The organism is Sphingomonas sp., from assembly GCF_026460985.1.
GTDB lineage: Bacteria > Pseudomonadota > Alphaproteobacteria > Sphingomonadales > Sphingomonadaceae > Sphingomonas.
The window spans coordinates 1-11,216 of record NZ_JAPKNM010000116.1; the positions used below are offsets into that span (position 1 = coordinate 1).

General features: G+C 67.7%; 8 protein-coding genes and 1 pseudogene. 5 read left to right on the plus strand and 4 right to left on the minus strand.

What is annotated here, in order from left to right; all coding sequences use genetic code 11:
* From MT490_RS18795 to MT490_RS18805, 3 genes and pseudogenes are all read right to left on the minus strand, one after another.
* Positions 1 to 667 (minus strand): annotated as a pseudogene (locus MT490_RS18795) (Fe-S cluster assembly protein SufB); the annotation flags it as partial.
* Positions 667 to 1,176, minus strand: coding sequence for an SUF system Fe-S cluster assembly regulator (locus MT490_RS18800; RefSeq protein WP_297391107.1), 510 nt, complete (start codon positions 1,174 to 1,176; stop codon positions 667 to 669). The pseudogene MT490_RS18795 and the gene MT490_RS18800, both read right to left, overlap by 1 nt.
* 74 nt (positions 1,177 to 1,250) lie before the next feature.
* Positions 1,251 to 2,147, minus strand: a complete 897-nt coding sequence (locus MT490_RS18805; protein ID WP_297391109.1) for a helix-turn-helix domain-containing protein — start codon at positions 2,145 to 2,147, stop codon at positions 1,251 to 1,253.
* Between the two features lie 268 nt (positions 2,148 to 2,415).
* On the opposite strand from MT490_RS18805, the gene MT490_RS18810 reads away from it, so the two are divergent.
* Genes MT490_RS18810 through MT490_RS18820 form a run of 3 tightly spaced genes read left to right on the plus strand, consistent with a single transcriptional unit; the run spans position 2,416 to position 6,997 of the window.
* A complete protein-coding gene (locus MT490_RS18810) occupies positions 2,416 to 3,411 on the plus strand; it encodes a quinone-dependent dihydroorotate dehydrogenase (protein ID WP_297391111.1) in 996 nt (331 codons plus the stop codon).
* A gap of 45 nt (positions 3,412 to 3,456) precedes the next feature.
* Complete coding sequence (ggt, locus tag MT490_RS18815) at positions 3,457 to 5,175, plus strand: gamma-glutamyltransferase (RefSeq protein ID WP_297391113.1); 1,719 nt, start codon at positions 3,457 to 3,459, stop codon at positions 5,173 to 5,175.
* A gap of 37 nt (positions 5,176 to 5,212) precedes the next feature.
* On the plus strand, positions 5,213 to 6,997 hold the full coding sequence (locus MT490_RS18820; RefSeq protein WP_297391115.1) for an AMP-dependent synthetase/ligase: 1,785 nt from the start codon (positions 5,213 to 5,215) through the stop codon (positions 6,995 to 6,997).
* 186 nt (positions 6,998 to 7,183) lie between these two features.
* On the opposite strand, the gene MT490_RS18825 is transcribed toward MT490_RS18820, so the two are convergent.
* Positions 7,184 to 10,057 carry an insulinase family protein gene (locus MT490_RS18825; protein WP_297391117.1) on the minus strand — a complete coding sequence of 958 codons (2,874 nt, stop codon included), beginning with the start codon at positions 10,055 to 10,057 and terminating at the stop codon, positions 7,184 to 7,186.
* Between the two features lie 147 nt (positions 10,058 to 10,204).
* Between MT490_RS18825 and MT490_RS18830 the strand changes: the two genes are divergently transcribed.
* Together MT490_RS18830 and MT490_RS18835 are read left to right on the plus strand one after the other, a co-directional pair.
* Complete coding sequence (locus MT490_RS18830) at positions 10,205 to 10,474, plus strand: hypothetical protein (RefSeq protein WP_297391119.1); 270 nt, start codon at positions 10,205 to 10,207, stop codon at positions 10,472 to 10,474.
* A 71-nt stretch (positions 10,475 to 10,545) separates the two neighbouring features.
* Positions 10,546 to 11,121, plus strand: a complete 576-nt coding sequence (locus tag MT490_RS18835; protein WP_297391121.1) for a NifU family protein — start codon at positions 10,546 to 10,548, stop codon at positions 11,119 to 11,121.
* The last annotated feature ends 95 nt before the right edge of the window (positions 11,122 to 11,216 follow it).

The following is an 11,216-nucleotide window of genomic DNA, read 5'->3' on the forward strand; positions in this document are numbered from 1 at the left end:
TATTTTCGGCGTTGATGCGGAAGTAAGTCGACAATTCCATCGGGCAGCGGACGCCCTCGGGAATGTAGACGAATGTGCCGTCGGAAAAGACGGCGGCATTCAAGCAAGCGAAGTAATTGTCGCGCTGCGGCACGACGCTGCCGAGATATTTTTTGACGAGGTCGGGATATTCGCGGATCGCCTCGCTGATCGACAGGAAGATGACTCCGGCGGCCTTCAACTCCTCGCGGAAGGTGGTGGCGACCGAGACGCTGTCGAACACCGCGTCGACCGCGACCTTGCGCGCACCCTCGACCCCGGCGAGCACCTTCTGCTCCTCGATCGGGATGCCGAGCTTCTCATAGGTGCGCCGGATCTCGGGATCGAGATCGTCGAGCGACTGGATCGTCTTCTTCGCCTTCGGCTCGGCGTAATAATAGGCGTCCTGATAGTCGATGTGCGGGATCCGCAGCTTCGCCCATTGGGGCAGCGTCATCTCCTGCCACATGCGGAACGCCTTCAGACGCCATTCGAGCATCCATTCGGGCTCGTTCTTCTTGGCAGAGATGTAGCGGACGGTGTCCTCGCTCAGCCCCTTGGGCGCGAACTCCTGCTCGACGTCCGAGGCGAAGCCCCATTCGTACTTCTTGTTGGCGGCGGCGAGCGCCTCGGCATTCTTGGTGGCCATCAGTAAACCGTTCGGGCTGAGCTTGTCGAAGCCCTGCCCTCCTTTTGCGAAGACGGTGAAGAAAAGAACGGCCCTTCGACAGGCTCAGGGCGAACGGGGGTAGCGGGGGTGGCAAGGCTGGCCAGGCTCACACCCGCGAGCGCGCCCTTTACGGCGCCGTTGACTGCATTCCAATGCGGCTTGACCCGGCACGTCTCCTCGACGCAGCAATCATGCCTGCCGCCGTCGACGCAGGCGGTGAGCGCGATCGGGCCCTCGATCGCCTCGACGATGTCGGCGACCGAGATCGCCGCGGGGGGCCGCGCGAGGCGGAAGCCGCCACCGGTGCCGCGCGCGCTCTCGATCAGCCCGGCGGCCGAGAGCTTGCTCACCAGCTTCTGCACGGTGGGGAGCGGCAGCCCGGTCTCCCCGGCGAGCAAGGTCGCGTTGAGCCGGCACGATCCGCCGCAATGGCGCGCGGCGGCGGCCATCGTCACTACGGCATAGTCGGCAAGGCTCGAAAGACGCATGTACCTCTACTCGCCCTCCGCGCAACAGCGCGATGGGCCTCAATCGGAACGATTCTATCCGATTGCAGATGGGCCTAAGCGGCGCGAAGGTCAACCGGTTCGGGGATGACTTCGGGCAGGAAGTGGAAGCCTTCGTTCTGCAGCGTCAGCGCGAGCGCCGGATCGCGATTGCCGCGCAGGCTGGTCGGGGTGTGCCCGGTGAAGTGCTTGACCTCGTTGATCATGTGCGACTGATCGGCGAAGGGCCCGACCACGTCGGAGATCGGCGCGCCCTGGAAGATCTGCATCGCCGCGCGGATCGCGCGGAACTTGCGCTTGAGCTTGGTCGGCGGCCCGCCGAAATATTCGAGGCAGAGCCGCTGGACCTGGCGCTCGCCCAGGCCCGAAGTCTCCTCGATCGTCCCATAGAGCGCGTCGATCGTCGGATCCTCGCTCGCCGCCCATTCGCGCACGGCGTTGAGGAAGGGGAAATGCGGCTCGGGAACCGGCTTCACTTCCTCCTGCCGCATGATCAATTGCGGCGCGATCGCCGAGATCATCTCGTCGAGCTCGGTCATGTCGCGCAACTGCTCGAGCAGGCGCGGCGCGCGCTCGCAGAACAGTTTCTCGCCGTCGATGATGTGATCGGTGACCTTGTGCGCCGGAATGCCGATCAGCGCCTTCCAGCCGATCGCGCGCAGCACCACGCCGAAGCACAGCGCGGGCCCGTGCAGGCGGTAGCTCGCGGCGGCGGTGCCGGGGCCCGCCACCATGATCGGCTTCATCTTCTCGACATGGCCATCGGGGAAGGTCATCTCGCCCTCGCCGCGGATCAGGAAGCGGATCTGGCCGATATCGACTCGCTCGGTGCTCTCGAACTCGGTGCCGTCGGCACGGAACAGGTAATAGGCTTCGACGTGCGGAAGCAGCCGGCCCTTGGCGCGCTTGAGCTTGATCGTCGGCGCGGGTGCGTGCTCCGCGTCCGTATCCACGGCTTTTCTGATGGTTGCGCCCCGCATTTGATACTCGAGCCCCGTTACCGAGAATCTGTGTCTCGGTCGTGTCTATAACGGTTGGCGCGCCGAGATAAAAGTGGCCCGACCGGTTTCCCGGTCGGGCCAGTGGAAAGGGTTCCCCCCGTTGAAGCGGAAACCCCTCGGGTCGCAGAGACTGGTTAGCCCAAGGCACACCTCAGGTATTGGACGGAATCGACATAAAGCGATTTTTGACGTTCGCCCGCGTCGGTGCGAAGGCGCGGGCATGTCCTATCCGCTCCGTCCCGCCCTGTTCGCACTCGATCCCGAGACCGCCCATCGCGCCACGATCGCGGCCCTGCGCCTCTGGGGAACGCTCGGCACGCCGTTCGGGGCAAGCTCCGTTTCGGATGCATCTGCCGGCGTGCGACTCGCGGGAATCGACTTCCCGAATCGAGTCGGACTCGCGGCGGGGCTCGACAAGAATGCCGAGGCGGTCGCCGGGCTGTTCGCCCTGGGCTTCGGCGCGGTCGAGGTGGGCACGCTGACTCCCAGGCCGCAGCCGGGCAATCCGCGTCCGCGCCTGTTCCGGCTCGTCGAGGACGAGGCGGTGATCAACCGCATGGGGTTCAACAACCAGGGCCTCGACGCCGCGCTGGCGCGGGTTGCCGCTACGGCCAAGCGTGCCGGGGTGCTCGGCATCAATGTCGGCGCCAACAAGGATTCGGCCGATCGCGTAGCGGACTATGCCGAGAGCGTCCGCAAGGCCGCGCCGCATGCCGACTATCTCACGATCAACGTCAGCTCGCCGAACACGCCCGGCCTGCGCGATCTCCAGTCGCGCCCGGCGCTCGACGAACTGCTCGCCGCCTGCGACGCGGCGCGCGGCACGACGCCCTTGTTCCTCAAGATCGCGCCCGATCTCGACCGCGCCGGCGTGGAAGGCGCGATCCGCGCGGCGATCGACAACCATGTCGACGCGCTGATCGTCTCCAACACCACGATCTCGCGCCCCGCGGGCCTGCGCTCGGCCCAGGCGAGCGAGACGGGCGGCCTCTCAGGCGCGCCCCTGCGCGAGCTCGCCCGCGCCAAATTGGTCGAGGCGCGCGAGGCGAGCGGCGGGCAATTGCCCCTGGTCTCGGCGGGCGGGATCGACGGCCCCGACGAGGCGAAGCGCAGGCTCGATGCGGGCGCGGTGCTCGTCCAGGTATACAGCGCGCTCGTCTATCGCGGCCCCGGGCTGGTACGCGACATCCTGCGCGGACTCGCCGCCACGGCCTGACGTAGCGGCTTTGCCGCCCCGCCAAAGCCCGCTACGGCTGGGCCGATGAAGAAACTGGTCGCGCTGCTGATAGCCCTGTTCCTGCCCTTCGCCGCCATGGCGCAGGGAATCGTCAGCGCCGCGGACCCGCGCGCCGCGGCGGCCGGGGCCGAGATCCTCCGCAAGGGCGGGAGCGCCACCGACGCGGCGATCGCGACGATGCTCGCGCTGAACGTGGTCGAGCCGCAGAGCGCGGGGATCGGCGGCGGCGCCTTCTTCGTCCAGTATGACGCGAAGAAGAAGCGCACCACCACGGTCGACGGGCGCGAGGCGGCGCCGATGGCGGCCGATCCGCGCTGGTTCTTCGGCCCGGACGGCAAGCCGCTCAGCCATTCCGACGCGGTGCCCGGCGGACGCAGCGTCGGCGTTCCCGGCACGCTGCGCGCGATGGCGCTCGCCCATCAGCGCGGCGGCAAGCTGCCCTGGGCGGCCCTGTTCGAACCCGCGATCAAGCTGGCACGCGACGGTTTCGCGGTCACGCCACGCTTCAACAATGCGCTCACCCGCTATGCCGGCCATGTCGATCCCGGCTTCCTCGCGATCTTCGCCGGCCCCGACGGCAAGCCGCTCGCCGCGGGCGCCACCGCGCGCAATCCCCAGCAGGCGGCGCTGCTCGAGCGCGTGGCCAGGCTCGGCCCCGACAGCTTCTATGTCGGTCCCCAAGCGCAGAAGCTGGTCGACACGGTCAACAACGCCGCGCGCAATCCTTCGAAGATGACGACCGGCGACCTCGCCGCTTATGCCGCCAAGGACCGGCCAGTGCTGTGCGGCACCTATCGCAAGCATCGGATCTGCTCGATGGGCCCGCCCTCGTCGGGCGGCGTGGCGGTGCTGATGATCCTCAAGCAGCTCGAGCGCTTCGACATGGCCAAGCTCGGCAAGGATTCGCCCGTCGCCTGGCATCTCTTCGCGGAGAGCTCGCGCCTCGCCTATGCCGATCGCGACATGTACCTCGGCGATCCCGATTTCGTGGAGGTGCCCCTCAAGGGCCTGCTCGATCCCAAGTACATCGCCAGCCGCTCCGCGCTGATCAGCCCCGAACGCTCGATGGACAAGGTCGTCGCGGGCACCCCGCCCGGCGCCCCCGCGCGCGTCCGCGCCCCCACCAGCGAAGTCCCGGGCACCACCTCGCTCTCGGTCGCCGACGGTGCGGGCAACGTCGCCCAGGTCACCACGACGATCGAAGGCGCGTTCGGATCGGGGCTGTCGGTCGACGGCACGATGCTCAACAACGAGCTCACCGATTTCGACATCGTCCCCGAGAAGCAGGGCTATCTCGTCGCCAACCGCGTCGAGGGCGGCAAGCGCCCGCGCAGCTCAATGGCGCCCTCGATCGTTTACGCTCCGAACGGCGAGGTCCGCCTCGCGGTCGGCGCGGCGGGCGGATCGACGATCATCGCGCAGGTCGCCAAGGCGATCGTCGGAGTGATAGACTGGCGGCTCAGCGCGCAGGACGCCGTCGCGCTCGGACTCGTCTACGCGCCCGGCCAGGTCGCGCTGGTCGAGAAGGGCACGGAGCGCGAGGCGATGATCCCGGCGTTGCAGGCGCTGGGCGAGCGTGTGCAGGCGGTGCCGCTGGGGTTGAAGGCCAACGCCATCGAGCGCGTCGGCGGGCGCTGGGCCGGCGCTGCCGATCCGCGCAGCGAAGGCGTGGTGATGGATCAGGACGGGCGGGTGAGCGAGATCACGCGGGTGGGCGCCCGGCCCAACCGTCCGTCGGAATAAAGGGACGCTGCCGGAGCGGCGCTCGAAGGGGAGAAAGATGCGGAAGCTCGAACAGTTCGACAATCTGGTCCAGATGTTCTTCACCCGGGCACGGGAGAAGGGCGACAAGCCTTTCCTCTGGCACAAGAGCGGGGGTGCATGGCAGCCGACCAGCTGGGCCGAGGCCGCGCGCCAGGTCGCCAGCCTCGCCACCGCGTTCCAGGCGCTGGGACTCAAGCAGGGCGACCGCGTGATGCTGGTCTCCGAGAACCGTCCCGAATTCTGCATCAGCGATCTCGCGATCATGGCGGCGGGCTGCGTGACGGTGCCCACCTACACCACCAATACCGAGCGCGATCACCATCACATCATCGAGAATTCGGGCGCCTGCGCGGTCGTCGTCTCGAACACCAAGCTCGCCAAGACGGTGCTGCCCGCGGCGATCCGTTCCTCCGCGATGCGGATGGTGATCGGGATCGACGAGGTCCGCGCCGGCCAATCGGGCGCTTTGGACTTCCACGACTGGAAGGACCTGATCGCGCGGAATCCCGCCGATCCCGAGACCGTCGCCACGCGCGCCGCGTTCAGGCGCGAGGAGCCGGCGTGCATCATCTACACCAGCGGCACCGGCGGGAGCCCGCGCGGCGTGATGCAGCATCACGGCGCGATCCTGCACAATTGCCAGGGGTGCGTGACGATCATCTCCGAGGATTTCGGCTGGGAGGACGAGGTCTTCCTGTCCTTCCTCCCCCTCAGCCACGCTTATGAGCATACCGGCGGGCAGCACTTCCCGATCGCGCTCGGCGCCGAGATCTATTATTCGGAAGGCCTCGAAAAGCTCGCCTCGAACATCGAGGAGGTCCGCCCGACGATCATGGTGGTGGTCCCGCGCCTGTTCGAGGTGCTGCGCACGCGGATCAGCAAGCAGGTCGAGAAGCAGGGCCGGCTCGCCAATTTCCTGCTCGATCGCGCCGTCGATCTCGGCGGCAAGCGCGCCGCGGGCACCGCGACATTGCTCGACACGCCGATGCGCCTGCTGCTCAAGGCCACGCTGATGCCCAAGATCTCGAAGCGCTTCGGCGGGCGGATGAAGGCGATGGTCTCGGGCGGCGCGCCGCTCAATCCCGAGGTCGGCATCTTCTTCCAGTCATTGGGCCTCACCTTCCTCCAGGGCTATGGCCAGACCGAGGCGGCGCCGGTGATCTCGTGCAACCGGCCGAGCGCGGGGCTCAAGATGGACACGGTCGGCCCGCCGCTCGAAGGCGTCGAGGTGAAGATCGCCGAGGACGGCGAGATCCTCGTGCGCGGCGAGCTCGTCATGCACGGCTATTGGCGCAACGAGGAGGAGACCAAGCGCGTCCTCAAGGACGGATGGCTCCATACCGGCGACATCGGGCTGATCGACGAGAAGGGCCGGATCCAGATCACCGACCGCAAGAAGGACATCATCGTCAACGACAAGGGCGACAATGTCGCGCCGCAAAAGGTCGAGGGGATGCTGACTCTCCAGCCCGAGATCGTCCAGGCGATGATCGCCGGCGACAAGAAGCCCTATATGACCGCGGTGCTGGTGCCCGATCCCGAATGGACCGCCGAATGGTGCGCCCACACCGCCACGCCGTGCAACTTCCGCGACCTGGCGCACGACCCCGATTACAAGGCGGCATTGGGCCAGGCGGTCGAACGCGTGAACCGCGACCTCTCGGTGACCGAGCGGGTGCGCAAATTCATCCTCGCCGACGAGCCGTTCACGATCGAGAACGAGCAGCTGACCCCCAGCCTCAAGATCCGCCGGCACGTGCTGAAGCAGGTCTATGGTGCGAGGCTGGACGCGTTGTATTGAGGCGCAACTAAAGCCCCTCCCCTTCAGGGGAGGGGTTGGGGTGGGGCAGTGCCCCAAGCGCTGGGCTCGGTGAGATGGACAGGCCCCACCCCCAACCCAGCATCAGGTGAACAGCGCCCCGCGCTGTTCAGGCCATGCCGGGGGCATGGCCGACCTGATGCTCCTGAAGGGGAGGGGCTTGAGAAGTCACCGCCCCGCCTGCGCGCCTGCGCCGGGCATCACCATCATCGTCCAGTCCCTGTCGGGCCGCAGATATTTCTGCGCGAGCGCCTGGATCTCCATCGGCGAGGTCGACGCGATGTCGCGCGCCAGCGTGTTCACCGCCGCGATGCGCGCGGGATCATAGGACCCGCCCTCGACCAGCCGCATCCAGAACATGTTGCCGCTCGACTGGCGGATCAGCTGCTGCTTGATCGGCGTCAGCGCGCGGGTGAGCTCGTCGGCGTCGACCGGCTTGGCGACCAGATCGGCGGCGATCCCGCGCGCGAGCTGGAAGAAGAAGTCGGTCTTGTCGGGCGGGACCATGCCGAGCGCGATCAGCTTGCCGCCCGCGCTCAGCCCCAGCGGCCACTGGCTCGCGACGTTGGGCGAGTAGCTCACGCCGGCCTGGCTGCGCAGCTGATCGATCAGCCGGTCGCGGAAGATCGCGGCGAGCACGTCGAGTTTGCGGCTCTCGGTGATGCCCGCGCTGCCCGCCCCGGTCGGCCAGGCGATCACCGCCGCGGCCTGCTCGGCCTTGCCGGTATGGGTGCGGACCACGGGCTTGTCGACATGCTCGGGGAAGGTGATCGCGGGCGCCGCGGCCTTGCTCGCGGGACGCGGCTTCAAGGCGCCGAAGGTCTCGGCCACCGCCTTGATCGTCGCGTCCGAATCCATGTCGCCGAACACTTCGACTTCGATCGGGCCGCTGGCGAGCAGCGGCGCCCAGAGCTGGCGGAAGCTCGCCGGCGTGGTCGCCTCGATCGCCTCGCGCGCGGGGATGCCCCAGCGCGGGTCCTCCGAATGGAGCAGCTTCTCGAGATCGCGGCCCAGCACCGCATCGGGCGAAGAGGAGAGCCCCGCATAGCCCGAGAGCACCGCGGTCTTGGCGCGGATCACCGGGTTCGGATCCCAGGCGGGCGCCGCCAGCTTCGCCGCGAACAGCCGCAGCTGGTCGGGCAGGTCTTCCTTGTTGGTCTGCCCGCCGAAGCGGAAGGCGTCGGGGTCGATGTCGAAATCGAAGCCCATCTGGCGCCGGCCGATCAGGGCGTCGAGCTCTTCCTGGCCGAGCTTGCCGATGCCGCCGGCGACCAGCGCCATCTCGCCCGCCCATGCCGGGCTCGGGCGATCGGCGGGCAGCGCGTTGAGCCCGCCGCCGAAGCGGACATTGACATAGACCTTGCCGACCTCGGACGAATCCTTGCGCATCAGCAGGTTGACGCCGTTGGCGAACACCACCTTCTCGATCTCGAGCTCGGGCAGCAGCGGCGTGCGGCTCACCACCTTGCCCGGTGCTCCGAGCTTGGGCAGCTGCGCGAAGGTCACGTTGCCCAACGCCCTGCGCTTCGCGCCATTGGCGACGACATCCGCCTGGAGCGCGGCGGTGACCTTGGTCACCAGCTCGGGATCGGGGGTGTGCGTGTTCACCAGCGCGCGGACCGCGGTGCCTTCGAACACGCGCTTCGCGGCCGCCTGCACCGTCGCGGGGGTGAACATCTTCGCCGCCACCGCCGACTTGAAGATGTCGTACGAGGCCTCGGGCGTCGTCACCGTCTCGTTGATGTCGACCGCCTCGACCAGGTCGTCGGCGAGCTTCATCCCCGATTCGACCGGCGCGGTCGAGATGCGCTGCTTCATCGACGATTCGATCTCGGCGAGTTCGCGGTCGATCTCGGCCTGGGTGGGCGCGGTGGTCTGCGCATCGGCGATCACGCCGCGCACGTCGCGCAAAGCGGTCTCCCAGTCGGCACCGACCGGCATCACGTTGACCGTGGTGACGTTGGCCGAGCGCGCGACGTCGCTGAGATCGGCGCCCGCGGCGAGGAAGCTGCCCCCCGAGCGTGCGCGCGTCTCGAGCCGGCGGTTGATGATCCGGATCGCGACGAGGTCGATCATCCGCTTCTGGTTGAAGATCACCGTGTCCGAGAAGACCGTCCAGGGCCGGAGGATCGCCATCATCGCCAGCGGCGGCACCGCCGGCTCGACGATGCTCGCGGCGACCGGCTGGTTCTCGACGGGCTTGCCGAAATCGGGGCTCGGCGTCGGCGCTCCCTCCGCCTTCCAGGTGGAGAAATGCTTCTGCACCATGGCCTCGAGCACCGCGGGGTCCATGTCGCCGATCACGATCACCACCGCGCGATCGGGGCGGTACCAGCGATCGTGGAATGCGTTCACCGAGGCGGGTGTCGCCGCGGTCAGCGCCTTGGTGGTGCCGATCGGCTTGCGATTGGCGACCGGCTGGCCGGCGAACATCAGCCCCAGCATCGTATCCTGCAGCCGTTCCTGCGCGCCCGGCTGCTCGCGCGCCTCGGCGAGCACCACCGGCCGCTCGGCGTCGAGCGAAGCCTGGGTGATCGCCGGCGCGGACATCATGCCGACGAGGATCTTGAAGCTCTCGTCCAGGCCCGCGGGCGTCGCGGTCGGCAAATCGAGCTTGTAGACGGTCTGGGTGAAGGTCGTGCTCGCGTTCGAGTCCGAGCCGAAGGTCACGCCGAGCCGCTGCCAGATCCGCTTCGATTCGCCGTCGGGCACGAAGGTCGATCCGCGGAAGGAGAGATGCTCGAGCAGATGCGCGAAGCCGCGCTCGCTCTCCTGCTCGTTGAGCGAGCCCGCGTCGATCCGCACGCGCACCGAGACCTGGCCCGGGGGCACCCCGTTCTTGCGGACGGCGTAGCGCACGCCGTTGGAAAGCCTACCGAATTTCCATTCGTCGTCATGGACGAGGTCGCTGCCCTTGTAGAGCCAGGGATCATCGGCGGTCTGGACCGGGCGGGGCGCGGTCTGCGCCTGGACCGGCAGGACCGGGACAAGCGTGACGAGGGCGAGCGAGGCGAGGAGCGGAGACCGCAGGAAACGAGACATGTGTCCCCATCTAATGGCGAAGTCCCGCGCTTGCCACCTGAGACCTTTCGCCCAGGTGTACAGCTTTGCCGAAGGGGCTATGCGATACCTGCCGGACGATTGAATCGCGCGCCCGGCGCCCCATCTAAGCCCTTGAAGGAGCAAGCGATGCGTACCGACAGCGCCAAGGCCTGGAGAGAGTTCCGGCGGATGATGCTGTGGATCGCGCTGGCCGGGGTGCTGATGGTCGCGGGCGCGCTCTGGTATCTCTCGATCAACGACGCGCTCTATCCGTCGGCGATCCTCGCGACGATCGGCGGCGTCTTCCTCTCGACCCTGCTCGGCTGCGGCCTGTTCGCCGCGGCGTTCTTCAGCGACAAGAGCGGCCACGACGCCGATGTGAGCGGCGCGACGCGGCACGATCCGCCCGTCGACTGATTGTCCCCGCGAAACCTTTCGTTTCCCGCCGCCCGCTTGATCCGCATGCCTTCAAGCGCCACATGCCAGCCATGCTGATCGAGACAGAAGCCACGCCCAACCCGGCGACGCTCAAATTCCTTCCCGGACGCACCGTGATGGACGCAGGCACCCGCGACTTCGCGAGCCCCGAGGATGCCGAGGCCTCGCCGCTCGCCAGCGCGCTGTTCGCGTTCGGCGACGTGACCGGCGTGTTCTTCGGGCGCGACTTCATCTCGGTCACCGCGGGCCCCGGCGTCGAATGGCGCGACCTCAAGCCCGACGTGCTGGCAATCCTGCTCGATCATTTCTCGGCGAACATGCCCTTGTTCCACGCCGGCTCCGCCGCGGGCTTCAATGTCCCCCCCGAGTCCGCCGATTTCGGCGACCATCCCGAGGATGCGGAGATCGTTGCGCAGATCCGCGAGCTGATCGAGACACGCATCCGTCCCGCGGTTGCCAATGACGGCGGAGACATTGTCTACCGCGGCTTCGACCAGGGGAGAGTCTATCTCCAGATGCAGGGCGCCTGCTCCGGCTGCCCCTCCTCGACCGCGACGCTGAAGAACGGCATCGAACAGTTGCTCAAATACTATGTTCCGGAAGTAACCGAAGTCCGCGCGATCTGAGGGTCTGTACCCATTGCCCACAATGGCCATGACGGAGCGGATTTTGGCGCACAGGGAGGAATGAGGAGGGAGCGATGCGGTGTCATCGAGACCGA